This is a genomic window from Caloramator quimbayensis, assembly GCF_900167605.1.
GTDB classification, from domain to species: domain Bacteria; phylum Bacillota; class Clostridia; order Clostridiales; family Caloramatoraceae; genus Caloramator_B; species Caloramator_B quimbayensis.
In genome coordinates this window covers 1-20,097 of record NZ_FUYH01000035.1, presented here as the reverse complement: position 1 = coordinate 20,097, position 20,097 = coordinate 1, and the positions used below count along the sequence as shown (strand labels likewise).

At 34.2% G+C, this 20,097-nt stretch carries 30 protein-coding genes; all 30 read left to right on the top strand.

What is annotated here, in order from left to right:
- Positions 1 to 223, top strand: a 223-nt coding sequence (locus tag B5D15_RS15545) for a hypothetical protein (protein WP_423236580.1), incomplete at its 5' end; no start/stop codon positions are given.
- A gap of 135 nt (positions 224 to 358) precedes the next feature.
- Positions 359 to 751: a helix-turn-helix domain-containing protein gene (locus tag B5D15_RS13875; protein WP_242948759.1), complete on the top strand. Its 393-nt coding sequence runs from the start codon at positions 359 to 361 to the stop codon at positions 749 to 751.
- A 483-nt stretch (positions 752 to 1,234) separates the two neighbouring features.
- Positions 1,235 to 2,944 carry a hypothetical protein gene (locus tag B5D15_RS13870; RefSeq protein WP_078697708.1) on the top strand — a complete coding sequence of 570 codons (1,710 nt, stop codon included), beginning with the start codon at positions 1,235 to 1,237 and terminating at the stop codon, positions 2,942 to 2,944.
- Positions 2,945 to 2,956: 12 nt separating this feature from the next.
- Positions 2,957 to 4,246 carry a phage portal protein gene (locus tag B5D15_RS13865; protein WP_078697707.1) on the top strand — a complete coding sequence of 430 codons (1,290 nt, stop codon included), beginning with the start codon at positions 2,957 to 2,959 and terminating at the stop codon, positions 4,244 to 4,246.
- Positions 4,239 to 5,522, top strand: a complete 1,284-nt coding sequence (locus B5D15_RS13860; RefSeq protein WP_078697705.1) for a minor capsid protein — start codon at positions 4,239 to 4,241, stop codon at positions 5,520 to 5,522. The genes B5D15_RS13865 and B5D15_RS13860 overlap by 8 nt, the downstream gene beginning before the upstream one ends.
- Complete coding sequence (locus B5D15_RS13855; protein WP_078697704.1) at positions 5,519 to 5,806, top strand: hypothetical protein; 288 nt, start codon at positions 5,519 to 5,521, stop codon at positions 5,804 to 5,806. Before B5D15_RS13860 ends, B5D15_RS13855 begins: the two co-directional genes overlap by 4 nt.
- 16 nt (positions 5,807 to 5,822) lie before the next feature.
- Positions 5,823 to 6,140 carry a YjcQ family protein gene (locus tag B5D15_RS13850; RefSeq protein WP_078697703.1) on the top strand — a complete coding sequence of 106 codons (318 nt, stop codon included), beginning with the start codon at positions 5,823 to 5,825 and terminating at the stop codon, positions 6,138 to 6,140.
- Between the two features lie 124 nt (positions 6,141 to 6,264).
- The gene (locus B5D15_RS13845) at positions 6,265 to 6,855 is read left to right on the top strand and encodes a DUF4355 domain-containing protein (protein ID WP_078697702.1); all 591 of its coding nucleotides are present in this window, start codon (positions 6,265 to 6,267) and stop codon (positions 6,853 to 6,855) included.
- Between the two features lie 19 nt (positions 6,856 to 6,874).
- On the top strand, positions 6,875 to 7,858 hold the full coding sequence (locus B5D15_RS13840; RefSeq protein WP_078697701.1) for a major capsid protein: 984 nt from the start codon (positions 6,875 to 6,877) through the stop codon (positions 7,856 to 7,858).
- A gap of 2 nt (positions 7,859 to 7,860) precedes the next feature.
- Entirely contained in the window at positions 7,861 to 8,046 is a 186-nt protein-coding gene (locus B5D15_RS13835; protein WP_078697700.1) for a hypothetical protein, read from the top strand.
- A gap of 4 nt (positions 8,047 to 8,050) precedes the next feature.
- On the top strand, positions 8,051 to 8,341 hold the full coding sequence (locus B5D15_RS13830; RefSeq protein ID WP_078697699.1) for a head-tail connector protein: 291 nt from the start codon (positions 8,051 to 8,053) through the stop codon (positions 8,339 to 8,341).
- A gap of 4 nt (positions 8,342 to 8,345) precedes the next feature.
- Complete coding sequence (locus tag B5D15_RS13825; protein WP_078697698.1) at positions 8,346 to 8,651, top strand: hypothetical protein; 306 nt, start codon at positions 8,346 to 8,348, stop codon at positions 8,649 to 8,651.
- A 9-nt stretch (positions 8,652 to 8,660) separates the two neighbouring features.
- A complete protein-coding gene (locus tag B5D15_RS13820; protein ID WP_078697697.1) occupies positions 8,661 to 9,038 on the top strand; it encodes an HK97 gp10 family phage protein in 378 nt (125 codons plus the stop codon).
- Positions 9,039 to 9,042: 4 nt separating this feature from the next.
- The gene (locus B5D15_RS13815) at positions 9,043 to 9,531 is read left to right on the top strand and encodes a phage tail terminator family protein (RefSeq protein ID WP_078697696.1); all 489 of its coding nucleotides are present in this window, start codon (positions 9,043 to 9,045) and stop codon (positions 9,529 to 9,531) included.
- 14 nt (positions 9,532 to 9,545) lie between these two features.
- Positions 9,546 to 10,604 carry a phage tail sheath C-terminal domain-containing protein gene (locus B5D15_RS13810; protein WP_078697695.1) on the top strand — a complete coding sequence of 353 codons (1,059 nt, stop codon included), beginning with the start codon at positions 9,546 to 9,548 and terminating at the stop codon, positions 10,602 to 10,604.
- Between the two features lie 21 nt (positions 10,605 to 10,625).
- Positions 10,626 to 11,069, top strand: coding sequence for a phage tail tube protein (locus B5D15_RS13805; protein WP_078697694.1), 444 nt, complete (start codon positions 10,626 to 10,628; stop codon positions 11,067 to 11,069).
- Positions 11,070 to 11,081: 12 nt separating this feature from the next.
- On the top strand, positions 11,082 to 11,465 hold the full coding sequence (locus tag B5D15_RS13800) for a phage tail assembly chaperone (RefSeq protein WP_078697693.1): 384 nt from the start codon (positions 11,082 to 11,084) through the stop codon (positions 11,463 to 11,465).
- Positions 11,466 to 11,488: 23 nt separating this feature from the next.
- The gene (locus B5D15_RS15540; RefSeq protein ID WP_179122322.1) at positions 11,489 to 11,644 is read left to right on the top strand and encodes a hypothetical protein; all 156 of its coding nucleotides are present in this window, start codon (positions 11,489 to 11,491) and stop codon (positions 11,642 to 11,644) included.
- 23 nt (positions 11,645 to 11,667) lie between these two features.
- Positions 11,668 to 13,278 (top strand): tape measure protein, encoded by a 1,611-nt coding sequence (locus B5D15_RS13795; protein WP_078697692.1) that lies wholly within the window; start codon positions 11,668 to 11,670, stop codon positions 13,276 to 13,278.
- An 11-nt stretch (positions 13,279 to 13,289) separates the two neighbouring features.
- On the top strand, positions 13,290 to 13,877 hold the full coding sequence (locus B5D15_RS13790) for a hypothetical protein (RefSeq protein WP_179122321.1): 588 nt from the start codon (positions 13,290 to 13,292) through the stop codon (positions 13,875 to 13,877).
- Positions 13,878 to 13,881: 4 nt separating this feature from the next.
- Positions 13,882 to 14,844 (top strand): XkdQ/YqbQ family protein, encoded by a 963-nt coding sequence (locus B5D15_RS13785; protein ID WP_078697691.1) that lies wholly within the window; start codon positions 13,882 to 13,884, stop codon positions 14,842 to 14,844.
- Positions 14,844 to 15,101, top strand: a complete 258-nt coding sequence (locus B5D15_RS13780; RefSeq protein ID WP_078697690.1) for a DUF2577 family protein — start codon at positions 14,844 to 14,846, stop codon at positions 15,099 to 15,101. Before B5D15_RS13785 ends, B5D15_RS13780 begins: the two co-directional genes overlap by 1 nt.
- Positions 15,098 to 15,529 carry a DUF2634 domain-containing protein gene (locus B5D15_RS13775; protein ID WP_078697689.1) on the top strand — a complete coding sequence of 144 codons (432 nt, stop codon included), beginning with the start codon at positions 15,098 to 15,100 and terminating at the stop codon, positions 15,527 to 15,529. Before B5D15_RS13780 ends, B5D15_RS13775 begins: the two co-directional genes overlap by 4 nt.
- On the top strand, positions 15,522 to 16,565 hold the full coding sequence (locus B5D15_RS13770) for a baseplate J/gp47 family protein (RefSeq protein WP_078697688.1): 1,044 nt from the start codon (positions 15,522 to 15,524) through the stop codon (positions 16,563 to 16,565). The genes B5D15_RS13775 and B5D15_RS13770 overlap by 8 nt, the downstream gene beginning before the upstream one ends.
- Entirely contained in the window at positions 16,558 to 17,100 is a 543-nt protein-coding gene (locus tag B5D15_RS13765) for a YmfQ family protein (RefSeq protein WP_078697687.1), read from the top strand. The genes B5D15_RS13770 and B5D15_RS13765 overlap by 8 nt, the downstream gene beginning before the upstream one ends.
- The gene (locus tag B5D15_RS13760) at positions 17,101 to 18,291 is read left to right on the top strand and encodes a hypothetical protein (protein WP_078697686.1); all 1,191 of its coding nucleotides are present in this window, start codon (positions 17,101 to 17,103) and stop codon (positions 18,289 to 18,291) included.
- 11 nt (positions 18,292 to 18,302) lie between these two features.
- Positions 18,303 to 18,698 (top strand): hypothetical protein, encoded by a 396-nt coding sequence (locus B5D15_RS13755; RefSeq protein WP_078697685.1) that lies wholly within the window; start codon positions 18,303 to 18,305, stop codon positions 18,696 to 18,698.
- A 154-nt stretch (positions 18,699 to 18,852) separates the two neighbouring features.
- The gene (locus tag B5D15_RS13750) at positions 18,853 to 19,074 is read left to right on the top strand and encodes a hypothetical protein (protein WP_143287327.1); all 222 of its coding nucleotides are present in this window, start codon (positions 18,853 to 18,855) and stop codon (positions 19,072 to 19,074) included.
- Position 19,075: 1 nt separating this feature from the next.
- The gene (locus tag B5D15_RS13745) at positions 19,076 to 19,798 is read left to right on the top strand and encodes an N-acetylmuramoyl-L-alanine amidase (RefSeq protein ID WP_078697683.1); all 723 of its coding nucleotides are present in this window, start codon (positions 19,076 to 19,078) and stop codon (positions 19,796 to 19,798) included.
- Between the two features lie 13 nt (positions 19,799 to 19,811).
- The coding region (locus B5D15_RS13740) for a phage holin (RefSeq protein WP_078697682.1) at positions 19,812 to 20,097 on the top strand (286 nt) is incomplete at its 3' end.

The following is a 20,097-nucleotide window of genomic DNA, read 5'->3' as shown; positions in this document are numbered from 1 at the left end:
AGAAACAATAAACGCTATCGAAAGTATAGAAAATACATTAAATAACTTTGCTAAAGATAACGAAAAGTACGAAAAAATATTAAGAGAATGGCTTATAAATAATAAATCATTAGAGTATGTAGCTGAACAACTTGGAATTAGTGAAAGACATATCTATAGAGAAAAAAATAAAGCATTAAAAAAATATGCAATACAGTTGTTTGGAATTAAAGTGTTAAAATAAAAATGTCAATTTTATGTCATGGTATTTGACATTATATATGATATAATAGAGCCAAAGCGATAATGATTAAAAGCACTGGTTATAAAACTGGTGCTTTTTTATGTAGTTTTGTAGTCTTTATAAGGTGGTGATAAAATGTTAGATGAGAGAAAGGAAAAAGCTATTACTTTAATTTTGAGCGGTGAGGCAATTACTGATGTTGCTAAGTTGGTGGGAGTATATAGAAGTACAATATATAACTGGCTGGAGGATGAGGAGTTTAAGGCTGAGCTGGACAGGAGGAGGCAGGAAATTGTAAAGCAAGGAAACGCCTTGATTTTAGCTGAGTTAAAGACCTATGTAATGGAGCTTAGGAAAATGGCAGTTAAGGGAAAATCAGAGAGAAACCGGCTTGACGCCTTACAATACCTTATAGATAGGGTGCTTGGTAAGACTACTACTAAGGTTGAACAAATCGTAACAGAGGATAAAGATAAGGTTAATGATGATATTTTAGAGAATGAATTTAAAGAAGTGGACAATGAATAAAACATGTATAAATAGCGTATAAATTGATATAAAATAAATAAATATGCAGTATATCTTTGTATAATGATTTTGCAACTATTTAAAAATCATTGAAAAGCCTTGATAATACTGGTTTTAGTAAGATATTATAACATTATATGAAATCTGCATTTAGCTTAATGTTTGTATGGGGCATGAATAGAAGGGGGTAGGGTTCTAATCTTGAAATGGGCTGCAGTGCCCGGATGACCTCCACAATTTTTTAAAATATTTTTCAACCTTCGGACAAGCCAATCTCTTTTATCAAAATACATTTAAAACGCATATATAAGCCTATATACGAATAAAATTCGTTAGAAGGTGTAATTGATAGTTTCCAAAGAAAACAATGCTTAAAATGGCTGTAAATACATTTAAACCCACAAGCTCCTTTTTTATATATAAAATGGGTACCTGATGAAATATCAGGTATTCTTTTACAGTTAAATTATTGTAGGTGATTGTATGCATTATGATGAAGCAAGTGAAAACAGGAAGCTTTTATATAAATACTTAAAAAAACAATATGGTGATGAAAAAGCAAAGGACCTTGTAAAGCAGTATAAAGACCATTTATTTGATTATCACGGTCTTGCATGGGCCCTTGGAAAAAGGTCGATAGAGTTTTTTTGCTTATACTTTTTGCAGAATACCTTTGTACCAAAACCTAATAATACAGCAAGGAAGCTTGCACCTGTTCATTATGAGTTGTGGCAGGAAGCAGAGAAAATGTTTTTAAAAGATGAATATGATAAATTGGAGCTGATACTTCCCAGAGGAAGTGCGAAAACAACTATATTTGATTTTGCAATATCTGTATGGCTGCACAGTTATGGTATTTCCCCCTATACCCTTGTTTGCGGTAAAACTGAACAGGACGCCATAGAATTTATTGCTGTTACAAAGCAGGCATTTACAGAGAATGAATATATAAAAAAAGCCTTTGGAGAGCTGATAGATGAGAAAAGATTTACGGTTAACAAGCTTGAGATTGAACTGGTAAACCGTACAAAGATACAGGCAATTTCATCAACTTCAAGCATCCGTGGTAAAAAATACGGAAATTACAGACCTGCTGTTGTAATTGCCGATGACTATCAAGGCAAGTCTGATATTATTACAGAAGAAGCCAGGGAGAAAAAATATCGTACATGGATGGATGATGCAAAGTTTGCAGGTGATGAAGCTGTTTATCGTGATGGAAAGAAAATAAAAATGGCGACAAAGTTTATAGTTCTTGGAACAATTTTACATAGAGATTGTTTTATGAGCCGTCTTTTACTGAACAAAGAATACAAGCATATATTACGACGGGCTGTTTTGGTTGATGATGTTGAGGAGCTTTTTAATAGCGGACCTTGGGCTGAATTTAAAAAAATATACTTTGATGATTCCCTGCAGGATTCAGAGGCTGTTGCAAGGGAATTTTATTTTCAGCATGAAAAACAGATGCAGTTTCCAGTGCTTTGGCCTGATAAATGGAATTGCTGTGATTTGGCCATAAATTATTATAACGACAGCATAAGTTTTAAGCAGGAATTGCAAAATGATGCTTCAAAGATAGGAGAAAAGTGGTTTAAGTCAATAAGGGTACAGACTCCTGAAGAAATAGAGAAACATAATTTTATAAAAACAATGCTTTGCGTGGATCCAGCTTCAACTGCAGGCGCAAGTTCAGATTATTGTGCTTTTTTAGTTGGCAGTCTTGCTGATAATGGATTTAAGTATTGCCGCAAGGCTGAACTTGTAAAGATTAATGCAAGGAAAGATTTTGATAAATATTTAAACTATATAATTGAGCTTTTAAAGGATTTTGAAGACATTACCCATTTATACATTGAAAAAAATACATTTAATGGTGCAGATGCAAACAGGATTGAAAATATGATTGCTGCTGATTTTATGTTATCACACAGAGATATAAAGATTATGAATGAGATGCAAAAGAAAAATAAGGACGATAAAATTGCGACAATTGTTTCAGATGTAAATAACGGGGCTATTATTTTTAATTCTGATGATAAAGAGTTTATAGAGCAGATAAAAGAATTTGCAGGACAAGATTATACTCTGCATGACGATGCAGCGGATATTACTGCTGAATTTGCAAATAGGATTGAACAAATAGAGGTTATAAAGCCTCTTAAATTTTTTGACAGGAAACTGCTTTTTTAGTGAGGTGATATTATGACCTTAGAGGAACTAATAACAAAGTGTATAAGCGATTATTACTTAAAGCTGCCCAAATATCAAAATATGTTTGATTATTATAGAGGGCAGTCAGATGCCATAAAAAATTATAAAATGATTACTGACAGGGCTAATAATAAAATCAGCTGCAATTTCATAAAAAAGTTTATTAAAGAAGAAACATCATATATTCTTGGGAACAAGATAACCTATATAAGTAAGTCCGGGAATGAGGATATAATACAAGCTATCCAGGATAATATTGCTCATTGGAGCGAAAAACATAACCAGAATTTATGCAAGAATGTGCTTGTATATGGTAAAGCTTATGAACTATATTATGTGGATGCAGATGGACTTTTTAGTGCGAGAATATTAACGCCATTGAATAGTTATGCTTTGTTAGATGACTTTGGTAATGTTCAGTTATTTTTACACTTTTACAAGCTGCAGTTTGATGATATTCAGTATCTTGATGTTTATCATGACTCAGTGATTGAGCATTACAAGTCTACAGGAGGTTATCCGACTACCTTAATAGGGCGTGACAGCCATATATTCGGACAGGTACCTGTTTCCTGCTGCACGATTGCAGAAGAGGAAGAATATGACACTTTATGGAATGATATAAAGGGCCTTCAAGATGCTTATGAAACGAATTTAAGCGATATAAGCAATGAAATAACTGATTTTAGGAATGCTTATTTAAAAATAATTGGTGCAACTCTTGAAGGTGATGATGACTTAAAAAAGATGAAACAGCTTGGTATAATGCAGGTGCCAAAGGATGGCGAAGTTGAATGGCTTATTAAAAATATTAATGATTCCTTTATACAAAATACATTATCAACGCTTGAAGATAAAATGTACCAGCTTAGCTGCCATATAAATGCAAATGAAAAGCTTGTAAGCAATACAAGTTCCCTTGCCCTTAGAACAAGGCTTATTGCACTTGAAAATAAATGTAAGCTTAATGCTGATTCTATAACAGACTGTATAAAGGTGAGGTTAAAGTTCTTATTCAAGTATTTAAAGATAAAATCTAATGTTGATTATGATTTTAGGGATATAAAATGTAAGTATACGCCTATGATACCTTCTGATGATGTTGTAATGGCTCAGATAATAAGTCAGCTTAATGGCAAACTTTCAACAGAGACAGGTCTTGCACAGCTTTCATTTGTTGATAATGTACAGGAAGAGCTTAAAAAGCTTAGAGCAGAGCAGGAGGCTAACAGTATCGGTGCTTCACTTCTTGAACAAAGCGGTGGTGGATTAAATGAGTAAAGTAAATCCAAAATATCGCAGGATTATTGAAAATATTAATGCAGAAGGTGAAAAATATACCAATGAAGAAATGAAAGAAGTATATAAACAGCAAGCTAAGGCAAAGGATGAAGTCCAAAAATTAATAGGTGCATTATTTATTAAGTTTGCAGTGGATGGGTTTTTAAAATTTACACAGGCACAGAAGGATAAATTAGTGCATGAGATAGGAGAAAAACTAAGAAACATAGGGAAAAATCTTGGAAGTGACGAGATAGACAAAATAACTTCAATTCTTGAGGATGTATATATTGATACTTATTATAAAAATGCTTATGTAATAGATATAGGAACAGAAAAGGATTTAAAATTTGATTTATTAGATGAGGAAATAGTCAAAAGAGCAGTGAATAAAGAGATTGATGGTATGCTTTTTAGTGATAGAATTTGGCAGAATAAAGCAGCACTGATTGATAAATTGAAGCAGTCAATAAGTGAATGTATGGATGGGAAAACAACTATTGATAAAATAGGAAGAGATATTTCAAGAATGTTTAATGTGGGCGCCTATGAAAGCTACAGATTAGCTGTTACAGAGCTTACAAGGGTACAGGCAAAGGCACAGGAGGATATAGCAAAGAATATAGGGATAAAAAAACAGATGTGGTCGGCAACACTTGATACTCATACCTGCAAAAGATGTGCTTCACTGGATGGAAAAGTTTTTGATATTGATGATCCTAATAAGCCGCAGATGCCTTTGCATCCACTTGACAGGTGCTGCTGGATTAATGCCCCTGATGAAGATTGGAAACCTGATAAAAGAATTGATAATTTAACAAAAGAGGAAATTGATTGGAAGGATTATAAAGAGTGGTATGAGGAAAAAGTGGCAAAAATAAAAGAACTTGAAAAAATAAAAGAATACAAAGAACCATTACCCAAAAGACATTATATTAATTCTATAACTATTAAGTCTATTGCTAAAGATAAGAATACGATAATAATGCCTAATGTTGATGTAAAGAAAGACATTGAAGATATTAAAAAAGGACTGTATAATAAAACAAATGATACTTATGTTGTAAATGGTAGGATGTACGGTTGTCATGACTCAAGGTTTTATCCTATAAAAGGGGATGGTTTTGTAACCATAGATAGAGCACAATTTAAAGCATTGCAGTATTTAATTAAAAATGGTAATGATAATAAAGCAATGACTGTGTTTAAAAATTTAGAGTTGTCAAAAGAAAAGATAGACGAAGTTTTGAAAATATGGGAGGTGAGAAATAAATGATTGGGACTACAATATTAGCAAAAGAAAAATTAGATAAGGGAGTTCTTGTTAAAGCTATATGTAGCATTTTAGGCGTAAATAATGATAATGTTATGTATATTGAAGATATTAATGATTGGGTTAATAAAAAAAATGAAGTGGCAGTAATTGAATATAATGGTATTACCGATGATGAAATAGCAAATGGTATGCATGTATATGATATTTTTAGTAATAAAAAAATTAATATTAATGAGTTACAAAAATATGTAACAGAAAAATTATATATTAGTGAAGAAATTTAATATAAAAGGTGATAAAATGGATAACTTTAAAATAATATATAAAATTCTTAAAAGACTTGAACGTGCTATGGATGAAGAGGAATTTGATAATAAAGAAATAATGCATGAAGCATTAGGAATAACAGAAGCACGCTGGGTTAAAATTATGGAGATGCTGGCTAACGAGGGGTATATACAAGGGGTATATATAATAAATATTGCTGGCAGAATGTACCCGGGAATAAAAATAGCAGACGTAAGAATAACATTAAAAGGACTTGAGTATTTAGAGGAAAATTCCATGATGAAAAAAGCAGGAGAGTTAGTAAAAGGAGTAATAGAATTTATAAAATAGCACTTACTAAGTGAGATTAGTAGGTGCTTTTATTATGCCCAAATACCCATTATTGGGTTTTATATAAAAATTGGACTTGCAGGGGTTTAAACAACTGCAAGGACTATGAGGAGGTATAAATATTATGACACAAGAGGAAATAAAAGCTTTATTAGACGAATTATCAAAAGGGACAGATTCACTTATAAACTACATCAAGGGTTTAAAACCAACTGAGGCGGTAACACTTGATGGAGTAAAAAAATTTTTGGAAGACAGCGAGGAAGGCAAAAAGCTATTGCAAAGCCTGACTGACAAAAGGGTTACCGAAGGGATTGAAACTTTTAAGAAAAACAACCTTGAAAAGCTTATTGAAGAGGAAATGAAGAAAAGGTTCCCTGATGCTGACCCAAAGGATGCAGAGCTTAAAAAACTACAGGCTGAGATTGAAAAAATCAAAGCTGAAGCCTTAAGAAAGGACCTTACTAATAAGGCTATTAAAATAGCAACAGATAAAAAACTGCCAGTGGAGCTTATTGATTTTCTTATTGGCAATGATGAGGAAACAACTACTAAAAATCTTGAAACTCTTGAAAAAAGCTTTAATTCAAGGGTAGAGGCAGCTGTACAGGAAAGATTAAAAGGAAGCTATCAGCCTCCAAAAGATAATTCAAACCCTGCTGATGTAAATGATTTAGCAGGAGCAATTTCACAATTTTATAATAATAAAAAATAAAAGAAGGGAGTAATTGAGTATGCCAATAACATTAGCACAGGCAAAGGTAAATGTACCTGACGCTTTAAGTAAAAACGTGATTGATGAATTTAGAAAGTCATCTTTTCTACTTGATAATATGATTTTTGATAACGTTGTATCTCCAGTTGGTGGAGGAGCAACAATGACCTACGGTTACAACAGGGTAAAGACACAGCCAACAGCAGCATTTAGGGAGATAAACAGCGAATACATTCCACAGGAAGTTGACACAGAGCATTTTACAGTTGACCTTAAAATATTTGGCGGAGCATTCCAGATTGACAGGGTTATTGCAGACATGGGAGGTATTGTTGACGAGGTCACCTTCCAGATGCAGCAGAAAATAAAAGCAGCAAAGGCACTGTTTCATGATACGGTTATAAACGGTGATTCAGCTGTTGACAGTAAAGCCTTTGATGGGCTTGATAAAGCAATTGCAGGAAGCTCAACTGAATACAATAAAAATGCATATATTGACCTTTCAACTTCAAACGCAATGGATACAAATTATAAAACATTTCTTGATGCCTTAGATGATTTTCTTTCTACTTTAGATGGAAAACCTTCATTTTTAGCAGGGAATAGCAAACTTATAACAAAAATTAAGTCTGTAGCAAGAAGGGCAGGATATTTCAGTCAGACTGAGGATGCCTTTGGGAGAAAAGTGGACAACTATGATGGTATCCCTTTAGTTGATCTTGGTGAGAAGCCAGGTTCAACTACTCCGGTAGTTCCTATTATTGATACAAGAAAGCCAGATGGTACAAATGTCATAACCGGATTGACTGATCTATATGCTGCACGCCTTGCATTAGATGGATTCCATGGAGTTTCTCCTACAGGTGCTGGTTTAATAAAGCAGTACATGCCTGATTTTACAACTCCGGGTGCTGTAAAAACTGGCGAAGTTGAAATGATTGCTGCTGTTGCCCTTAAAGCTACAAAGGCAGCCGCTGTATTTAGGAATATAAAGGTGGTGTAATTATGGCAAAGATTACAGCACCAAACAAAAAATACTGCGGTATAACAGCAGGGGTAAGCTTTTATAACGGGGTCGGTGAAACTACTGACCCCTATTTAATCCAATGGTTTAAAGAGCATGGCTATGAAGTTGAGGGACAAAAGGAAGCAACGGAGGCTGAAAACAAAAGGCAGTCAAAAAGGAGCTGATTAAATGCTTGAGGAAATAAAGTGTATTTTAGGTATAGCCGGTACGAGCACGGATGCATATTTAAACTTTCAGATAAATAAAGCTCAGGAAGCTATAAAAAATTACCTTCATGTAGAAGATGTGAGCTCCTATGATTTAGCTATAAAAGAATATGTTATTGTAATGTATAACAGAAGAGGCAATGAAGGAGTTAAGCAGGCACAGCAGGGAAGCAGAATCGCTACATTTGGAGATGACCTGCCAGAGAGCGTAAAAAACTTGTTGCCATTACCAAAAATCAAAATGATAGGGTGATCTAATGTTTTATAATAAAGAAATTGAAGTGTGGAATAAATCTGAAAGTTATAGAGATGCAGATGGTATATGGCATGAAGGGGAGTATACAAAAATTAAAACTAAAATGGCAGATATTCAGCCCTATTCTACTGAAAGGTTAAAAAAAGAATATGGATATGAAATAGGCGTAACGAGAAGGTTATTTTGCGATTTGGATGATGATATAAAAATTAACTCAGTTATAAAATATAAAAACGATGAAATGGAAGTTGAAAAGATAATTGAATGGGATAATTACATGGAAGTATTTTGTTTAGATAAAAAATAAGGTGATATTATGGGAGTTAAAACCTTTGGATTTGATGATTTTGAAAAAGCGTTAAATAATATGATAAACAAATTTCCTGAAAGTGCTAAAAATAAACTTGGCCAAATTGCAGATGAAGTTATTGCAGATACAAAGCTTAATACCCCTGTTAGGACAGGAATACTGCGAAGAAGCTTTATAAGGGAAGGAGCAAAGCAGGAAGGAAATGTGTATAAAGTTAAATGCGGCAGCAATATTTTATACGCTCCATTTGTTGAAGAAGGACATAAAACAGGTAGTGGAGGTTTTGTAAAAGGCCGTCACATGTTTAAAAATGCTTTAACAAAAGCAGAAAAGAAAATGCCTGAAAAGCTTAAGGGCTTGTTGGATGAAATAACAAGGGTGTGATTTTATGATAACTCTTACAGATATTCAAAGGGCAATAAGCAGGAAACTATATGGTGAATTTGGCAGTGAATATTATATCTATACTGAAGAAGTAAAGAAGGAGCTTAAAAGGCCTTCTTTTTTTATTGATGTAATACCTGTTTTAACTGAAAACTTTGTAGATTATAAAGATAAGCTTATAAACATTGATATAATGTACTTTTCAAAGAATGAAACAAACGAAGAGAATTTAAGGGCAATTAATATATTTGAACAGATTTTTAATAGTGTATTAGAAGTGCAGGGGAATACAATTTCAATTAAAGCATTAAATTATAAAGTCGTTGATAATATTCTCCATTGCAGTTTTACACTTGATTTCACAGATAATGAAGAGCCTATAGAAATAAATACTCAAAGTGAGCCATTGTATATTATGCCGAGTGATATTGATGAAGCACTTGACTATAAAGAGGATAGCATAAGAGTTATGCAGGAATTAGATATTGAATAGAAAGGATGGTTGAGATGGGATTACCAGAAGTAAGAATAGAATTTATTGAAAAGGCTGTTAGTGCAGTGCAAAGAAGTTCAAGGGGAATAGTTGCATTAATATTAAAAGATGATACTAAACCAGCTGGTGAAGTGATATATAACTCAATTAATGAGGTTGTATCGTCTGATTGGACTGCAGAAAATAAAGATTATATAGAAAAAACTTTTTTAGGCGTTCCAAGTAAGGTAATTATAGAAAGGATTGCAACTACTGCAACAGATTATAATGCTGCGTTATCAGTTTTAAAAAATAAAAGATGGAACTATTTAGCAATACCTAATATTGCTTCAGGTGATGTTTTAAATATTGCTACATGGATAAAAAGCTGCCGAGATAATGACAAAAAAACTTTTAAGGCGGTACTTCCTAATATAGCTGCAGATCATGAGGGGATTATAAATTTTTGCACAGATAATATAAAAGTTGGTGCAAAAACTTATTTGGCAAGTGAATATACTTGTAGGATTGCAGGGATACTTGCAGGATTGCCCTTTACACGTTCAAGTACCTATTATGTGCTTTCAGAAGTTGAAGCAATTACCGAGAGTGATGATCCAGATGAAGATATAGATTCTGGTAAGTTAATTCTTATTAATGATGGTGAAAAAATAAAAATTGCAAGGGGAGTAAACAGCTTAACTACAACAACATCGACAAAAGGCGAAGATTTTAAGAAAATAAGGATAATCGAGGCAATGGATCTTGTGAGGGACGATATAAGAGATACCTTTGAAAATGATTACGCAGGTAAATATGTAAATAAGTATGATAATAAAATTATATTTTTAGCTGCTGTAAACAGTTATTTCAAAGAGTTAGTAAAAGAAAATATTTTGGATCCTTCAGGAGATAATATTGCTGAAATAAATATACAGGCACAAAGGGACTATTTGCAAAGCAAGGGTGTAGATATATCAAAGCTTAGCGAACAGCAGATAAAAGAATACAACACAGGAAGCAAACTGTTTATTAGAGCACAGGTAAAATTCCTAGATGCAATGGAAGACCTTTATTTTGAAATTTATATTTAATAAGAAAGGTGGATTGAGAATATGGCTGTTAAGGCAGGTCAGCAGATATTAGGAACTTATGGTAAAGTGTGGTGGGACGGAGAGGAAGTTTTTGAAGTGGAAAGCTTTCAGGCAAGCATAAAGGCTGAGAGAGAAGATGTTCCAATGCCTGATACATTAAGCGTTGACAGCAGGATAAAGGCTTTAAAAGGAGAAGGCAAATTAAAAATAAAAAAAGTTTTTAGCAGAGGGCTATCAAAATTATTAAATGCATGGAAAAACGGGGAGGATCCAAGGAGCCAGTTGATTGGAAGGTTAAAGGATCCACAGACTAAAAATAAGCAGAGTGAAAGAGTTGTAATTGATAATGTATGGTTCAACGAGCTTACCTTAATGGATTTTGAATTAGGGAAAAAGCTTGAAACAGAATTTCCCTTTGGCTTTACCCCGGATGATGTATCTTTTCCTGATTTAATACAAGAATAAGGAGGATAAAAAATGAGAAAAGAACAGGCAAAGAAATTAACATTAAAGGATTTAATTGCTAAAAAAGAGCAGATTTTAAATAATAAAGTTAAAACTATGGATTTGTATGTAAAGTCCTTAGATGCAGTAATTACAATTCAAAAACCTGATATAGATACGATCATAGATGCAAGCAAAATTGATAACCCTTCTGAAAGCGATAGATATTTGGTATACAACTGTGTTATCCAGCCTAATCTTAAGGATAAAGAGCTTCAAGAAGCCTATGGCTGCGTTGAGCCTATTGAAATTCTTAAGATATTTGAGGATGGGGAGATTTCAAGTATTGCATTAAAGTGCATGGAGCTTGCAGGATATAGAAATAGTGTGAGCGTGGTAGAAGATATAAAAAACTAATTAATAGTAGTGCGGACTTATATATGCTGCACTACTATATTCAAAGAGGACACTCAATTAAGGAATTGCTCCAGCTTGATGAATATGAAAAATTATTTTATATAGCAAGCATGGATAAAGCGATTAGTGAGGAAGAAGGGTTAATCGAAAATATAAAAAGAATGATTAGCCCTTCTTAATTTGCCATAGGGCAGGTGATAATATGGAATATACTCTTGGAGCTGTATTTGAGATAAGAGATAACTTTACATCAAAGCTTAAAAGCTGTGTTGGCGCAACAAAACAGTTTAAAAAAGAGATAGATAATGGGAGTAAAAGTGTTTATGATTTTACAAATAAAACTGATAAATCAGGCGGAGTAGTAAGTAAGCTGAAAAAAGAAATATTAGGGCTTGCAGGAGCTTATGTTAGCTTGCAGGGAGCTTCAAAATTAGTAAGTACAGCAATAGGGCAGGCAAGCAGTATGGAAGGGTACAGAAATACCCTTAACGTTGTCATGAAGGATACTAAAAAAGCTGCTGAAACTATGGCTTGGGCAGTTCAGTTTGCAAATAAGACGCCCTTTGAAACAAATGAAGTTGTGGATGCTACTGTAAAGCTTCAAAGCTATGGGCTTGCTGCTAAAGATGTACTGCCGAAAATAGGAGATATGGCAGGAGTTATGAATAAGAGTCTTGACCAAGCAGTTGAAGCTGTGGCAGATGCACAGGCTGGTGAACTTGAGAGACTTAAGGAATTTGGAATAACAAAGCAGATGATTGTTGACCATGCAAATAAGATAATGCGTGGGAAAGAGATTGTAAATAACAAAGGGCAGATAACCGACCAGAAAGCCTTTAATCAAGCCTTACTATCATTAATGCAGGAAAGATTTAAAGGTGGAATGGAATTGCAGTCAAAAACTTTAAAGGGATTATGGTCCACAGTTACAGGAGTTGCCAAAAATGCATTAGGGCAGCTTATGGGAGTTGCACAAGACGGTACAATTAAAACAGGAGGATTGTTTGATAAATTAAAAAGTAAAGTTGGCGTTGTTGCAGATACGCTTCAAAAATGGAGTCAGGATGGGACTATAGATAGAGCTGCTAAAAGAATTGAAGAAGGCTTTAATGCGCTTGGTAAGGCTGTAGGCTGGGTAAAGGATAATATGGGATGGCTTATTCCTGTTATTTCGGGAGCTGTAGGAGCAATAGGGGCATTAAAAGTTATAAACACTGTAAAAAGACTTATGGATTTATGGAAAGCCAGCACAATAGCCCAAACTATTGCACAAGGAGGTCTAAATGCTGTTTTAGCTGCTAATCCTATAGGTTTAGTAGTACTTGCAATTGGGGCAGTAATTGCCGCCGGCGTAGCCTTATATATGCACTGGGATACCGTAAAGGCAAAAGCAAAAGAACTATGGGAAAACGTTAAAAATACATTCGAGAACATAAAAAAGGATATTATTGAAAAGTGGCAGGCAATAAAGGATTTTTTGAAGCATCCTATAACGGGAACAATAAACCTTATCAAGAAGGCTAAGGGTGAAGAAACAGGAGCAGCTAAAGTTGCAGTGCATGGCAGCCATGCAAGGGGACTTGATTATGTGCCTTTTGATGGTTATATTGCAGAGCTTCATAAAGGCGAAAGGGTGCAGACTGCAAAGGAAAATCCATATAATCCGGGTAGTAGTAATAAAGATAAAAATATATCAAGTATAACAATAGCAAAAATTGCTGATTCAATTATTATAAGAGAAGAAGCCGATATAGATAAAATAACAACTGCACTTGTGAAGAAAATACAGAAAGTCAGCTCTAACATGGCATAGGAGGTGAAAAAATGGAATTTTGGATAATACAAGGAACTGAATATATACAACTTCCTGTGCCGCCTTCTGAATTCACAATATCAAAAGAGAATAACAATGAAGTAGTCAATGTAGAAACATTAGGTGAAATAAACCTAATTGGTAAGGAAAAGTTAAGCTCAATAAGTTTATCAAGTTTTTTTTCTTGGCAAAAATACCCATTTGTAAAGGTTAGAAATTTACTTAAGCCCTATGAATACACAAAAATTATAGATAGCTTTAGGACAAGTGGCAAACCAATAAGGCTACTTATAACCGAAACAGATATAAATGATTTTTTCACAATAGATAATTTTGAATATGGAGAACGAGATGGAAGCGGAGATGTATATTTTACAATCACTTTTAGACAATATAAAGTGGTTACAATAACAACTCAAGTTGTAGTAAAAAAGACAACTACACCTGCAACAAGTGCTAAAACAACAAAGAAGGTAATAAATAGAAAAGTTGCACGAGCAAAGACGAGAGAAGACCATATCAAGCAAATAAAACAGCCTGCATATAAGCAAAAAGGCTATGTATCATATAAAGAATACATGTTAGCCGAAAAGGTGTGATTGTATGAAGTTGGTATTATATCAAAACAATAAGATGATAGACATAACACAGCTTTGCTCAAATGCAAATTGGAGTGGAGATATACAGCAGGTAGCAAGAAAGCTTGAATTTGATATGGTTTATCCATTAAACGACAACAATATAGAAAAAATTAACATTCAGCTTGGCAATATGATTATATTTTATGATGATAACAAGGAACTTTTTAGGGGTATAGTCTTTACAAAAGAAAAGAGTTCATCAAGCCAAGCTATTAGGGTTACCTGCTATGACCATTTGATTTATTTAATCAAGTCAAAAGGGACATATAATTTTAAGAAGATGACAGCAGAGCAGATAACACAAAAGGTTGCAGGTGATTTTGGAATTAGTTTAGGTAGCCTTGCAAAGACAGGAATAAGTCAAAATCTCATAGTGCAGGGGGAAGATATATACTCAATCATAATGAAGGCTTATACAAACGCAAGCAAACAAAATGGCAAGAAATATATACCTATGATGAAACAAGGCAAACTATATGTAATAGAAAAAGGCTCAACAGTAGTTAGTTATGTGCTTGAGTCAAACACAAATATAACCGACTCAAGTTACACAGAAACCATAGAAAACATGATAAATAGAGTAAAAATTTATGATGATAAAGGCAACTACATTAACAAAGTTGAAAATAGCGATTGGATAAAGTTGTATGGAGTATTACAAGATACTTACACAAAAGAAGAAGGCAAAAACGCACTAACAGTCGCAAAAAATATGCTAAAAGGTATAGAAAGAAGCGGAGATATAACTGCACTTGGTAATGTTGATTGTATAACAGGATATGCAATAAAGATTAAAGAGCCTTACACAAACTTAGTAGGACTTTTTTATATTGATAGCGACACACATACTTGGAATAATGGACAACACACAATGCAATTGGAACTTCACTTTGAAAATATTATGGATGAAAAGAGTGATGGCTGATGAAAAATCCATATAGCGAATTATTACAGGTGATGAGAGAGCAGGGGGCTAAATATAATCCTCCAACTATTGAAATAGGGCAAATTATTTCAGCAACCCCACTTAAAATTAAAATAAATGATTTACAGCTTGATAAAAGCGATATTTATATAAATGATTCTATAAAAAGTAGCTTAATTGCAGGTGATTTAGTCGCAGTTTTACCTATGACAGATAGACAGAAATTTATTGTGCTTTGTAAGGTGGTGAGCTTATGAGTGATAGCATATTTCCTTTTATAGATGTTACTGACGAAACAATAGCAGAGCAGACGCAAGAACTGCCAACACCCACCGAATATGCTTGGGACTTTGAAAAGAATGATTTTATTCTCAAAGATGGTAGTTTTGTTGTAGTAGAAGGGCTTGAAGCAATTAAAATATGGATATACAAGACACTGCAAACACCACGATTTAGATATGCGATATATAGCGATGATTACGGACACGATTTAGAGGACCTTATCGGAAGTGATTTTAGCAAGGCAGCAGCGGAGAGTGAAATAAAAAGAATACTTTATGAAGCACTGATGGTTAATCCTTACATTGAAAGCATTGAAGATGTTGAAGTTATCTTTGATGGAGACACATTAGGAATAAGTTGTATTGTTGCAACTCCTTATGGGGAGGTGAGTGTGAATGTATGAAGATATGACAGATGATGTATTAAAGGAACGAATGCTTGAACAGACAAGCACCTACAACGATGAAGGCGGATTTATATATGATGCTATAGCTCCAGTTGCAACTGAACTTGCTAATATGTATGCTGAGCTTGATAATGTGCTTAAAAATGTTTTTGCACAAACAAGCTCAGGTGAATGGTTAGAAAAAAGAGCAGCAGAGTTTGGGATATATAGAAAAACAGGGACAAAAGCAACAGGACAAGTTAAATTTGTTGGAAATAATGGAACAATTATTCCAGCGGGGGCACTTGTCCAAACAGAGTCAGGGCTTCAATTTCAAACTAAAGCAGAAGTAACTATTTCAAATGAGCAAGCAATAGTAGATATTGAAGCAATTGATGTAGGAAGTCAATATAATGTGCCTGCTAATACAATTACAGAATTGCCTGTGCAAATAGTGGGAGTAATCTCAGTTATAAATGAGCAAGCGACAGCAAGTGGAACAAACGAAGAAGATGACGCAAGTTTGTTAAATAGACTTTTGATTAAGGTGCAAACACCTGCGACAAGTGGAAACGCAAACCACTATAAGCTATGGGCTTTAGAGGTTGCAGGAGTAGGCGATGTCAAGGTATTTCCACTTTGGAATGGAGCAGGAACAGTTAAGGTTGTAATCATAGATAGCAATAAACAACCTGCAAGCCAAGATATAGTTGACAATGTAGTTGCTCACATTGAAGAAAACAGACCAATAGGGGCAACAGTTACAGTTGCATCGGCACAAGCATTAAACATTGATATATCAGCGACTATTGTGAGGGACACAAATTATACATTAGAGCAGGTTATAGCAAATGTATCATCAAAGATAACAAACCATTTAAAAAGCATAGTATTTAAGCAAAGTTATGCAAGTTATGCACAAATAGGCTCATTAATACTTGATAGCGAAGGAGTGCTTGACTATTCAAATTTAACTGTAAATGGCGGAACATCAAATATAACAATTGGCGATGAGCAAGTTGCTGTATTAGGTGAGGTGGTGCTAAATGAGTAGAGATGTTACTAAATTAGTGCCACCTTATCTTTTAGAAAGTGCAGTATTTCAAACTTTATATAGTATAGAAAATACAGAGCTTAACGCAATAGAAACTGCAATAAATGACATACTTAATCAATGTTTTATCGACACAGCTACTTGGGGACTAAAATATTGGAAGCAATTTTTAGGAATAACTGTTGATGAAAATAAACCTGCTGAATATCGAAGGTCAGTAATTAAGTCCAAAGTTAGAGGTTCAGGGAGAATTACAGTTAATCTTATAAAAACAGTTGCAGAGAGTTATTCAAACGGGGAAGTTGCAATAACCGAAAATGTTGCACCTTATACATTTGAGGTAAAATCCATTGGGACAAGAGGTATTCCACCAAACCTTGATGATTTGAAAAATGCTATAAATGAAATAAAACCTGCTCATTTAGCTATAATTTATACATTTACTTATACAGTCTGGAGCGAAGTAAAAAGTATTACTTGGGGACAAGTTAAGACAGGAACTTGGGGAGATTTAAGAACAAGGAAGGTGATATAATTGGCTACTCAAACTACAAATTTAGGATTAGTAAAACCTGCTGATAATGAAACTGCTGACATACAGGTAATTAATAATAATATGGACATTATTGACACAGAGTTAACTCCAACGGCTGATTCTACACAATCGCCTTCAGGGAACGGGCCGGGTAAGCTTGTGCAATGGGTAAGCTGGCTTACAAACCGTATCAAAGCCATCACAGGCAAAACGAACTGGTGGGATACACCCAGTAAAACGCTTGAGGATCTAAACACTCACATCAATACAGCAGCTCCACATTCTGGTCACGAAACCCCTGCAGGAGCTCAAGCAAAGGCAAATGCAGCCGCAGCAGTGGTACAAGCAAACCTTGATTCGCATTTGGCTGAAAGTACGATACAAATTGCAAGCGGAACAGCAAATGCAATTACAGTAACAACTGGTGGTAATTTTACCTATACACAAGGTAAATGCCTTAAATTTAAAGCAACTGCTGATAATACAGGAAATGTAACTTTAAATGTAGATAACAAAGGAGCAGTTCCGCTATTAAAACTTGATGGTTCACAAATTCCAGCAAGTGGGATTAAAAGCGGAAAGGTATATGAAGTTTATTATGATTCAGCGAGTGGTGGTCGTTTTTTTGTGTTGCCTAAAGCGTCAGGTTCTGCTGTCGCATCCGACGTAAGGCTTGGAAAAACATTTAGTAATGATAGCGACAGCGATATTGTTGGAACACTTGATTTAACAAATCTTATTCCAGCAAATATAGTTAATGGAGTTAATATTGCAGGAGTAACTGGGACAGCATATCCTCCTTATTATATGCCGGGAGATAACCCTATTTATGCTGAAAATGTAATAAGGGGGTCATATAGTCAAACAGAGGAAGAAATATTAAATTTTACAGTTAATAACAATGGAACAATAAGGGCAAAATATATTTTTAACAAAAATATGAGTTCTGGGACAGCCTATCTTAATATTTATAAAAATAGCGTATTGTTATCAAATAAAGCAGTTCCATATAGTTCAACTGATGTAACGTATGTAGAAGATTGGCCAGTAAACGCAGGGGATGTTTTTTCTATTAAATCATATATAAACAGTTCTGGGGGGTATACCTATAGAAGTATATTCAAACAATTTAAGTTATGTGTTGCACAAGCAAATATTTCAATAGGTGTTAACACTTGTAAAATTGTATAAGGGGTGAAATAATGAATTATACGTTTTCTTATAACACAGAAGAAGAAAAAGAAAATTTAATAAAAGAAAATACATTATTAGGGCGACATTTAATAGAAGTTCAAAATATAACAGAAGGCAATTTTTTAATATTTAGTGATGCACAAATAACATATAATTTTTTCACAGAAGTAGATAAATCGGTAATTAATGCAGATAATACTGATATTTCCACAATTACAATATATTCATTTAGTCCAATCGAAATAAATATTAAAATAGCAATTGATAATGAACAACCAATAGAAGTGGCAACGATATATGGAAATGTAATTTATCAATTTAAGACAGACTTAGCAGGTCAGCATATAATTAAAATTGAGGCTTTAAATTATAATCCATATATATTAGAAATTCAAGCTATATAAATTATATTAATATGCACAATAGAAATATTTTGCGACACAAGGAGCATCCATAAAGGGTGCTCTTTTAATTTTACTTTGGAGGTGCTCTATGAATGTAGCTTTAATCAGTTCTATTTGCTCTGTTATAGGTACGCTTATTGCAGTGTGGGGCTTCTTGCGACTAACAAAAAAGGATGACAGAGATTCAGTCGGTAATGCTGTAAGGCTTGAAGCAAAAGTAGATTATATATCTAAAGGAGTTGACGATATTAGGCTTGACATTAAAGACCATGGCAGAAAGATTGACGATATTGACCGACGTGTAACAAGGGTTGAAGAATCAACTAAATCAGCACATCATAGGATTGACGAATTAATCAACAAAGAAGGTGAATAATATGCTATCAATAAATCAAGTGCTCCTGACAAGTAAATTGAACAGACCTGGACGCAATATTAAAAAACTCAAAGGCGTCGTAATGCATTATACCGCAGACACGCACAAAGGAGCCGATGCGGATGCAATAGCAAGGTATTTTAATACCAATACAAGAGGAGCTTCCGCACATTATATTGTTGACGACCATCAAATTATTCAATGTATTCCCGATAATGAGGTTGCATGGCATGTAGGCGCAAACAAATATACTGCCATAGGTCAGCGTATCCAGGAAAGACCATATGGACCAAATTACTTCCTGATTGGTATCGAGATGTGTGTAAACTCTGACGGCGACTGGGGAAGGACATACATCAATGCGGTGCAGTTAGCAGCATATCTATTAAAAAAGCATGGATTGACAGTTAAGGACCTTTATAGGCACTATGACATAACCGGCAAAAATTGCCCTGCTATGATGATTGACCAGGCAGTTTGGAGCAAATTCAAAACAGATGTTGAGGTAACCATGCTTCCACCGGCACCACAACAGCAGTATAAAAAAGGGGAGGTTATCGCTACAACGCTGAATTGTCGAGAAAAGCCTTCAACAAGTGCCAAAATTAATGGCAAGCTCCAAAAGGGAGCAGTCGTAACGATATATGACCAACAGGGCGACTGGTATCTGGTTAACAATAAAACCCCGCAGTGGGTTTGCAGAGATTATGTAAAAATAATTTAAGGGAGGTTTTATTATGTTAAAAGATATATTAATGCAAGGCTTAACAATTCTTATTCAGTTAGTGGTGCTCTTTGTTATGGGAGCACTTTTTAATTACTTGGATAAAAAAATTGGGGATGAGAAGATAAAAAAATACTACGATTTAGCAAAAAAGGCAGTACAAGCCGCAGAGCAATATTTTGGTGCGGGTAAGGGTGTTGAAAAGAAGGCATGGGTAACAAGCTATTTAAAACAAAAATTTGGTGATAAATTATCCCCTGTAGACATTGATTTACTATTAGAGAGTGCAGTTCACGAGA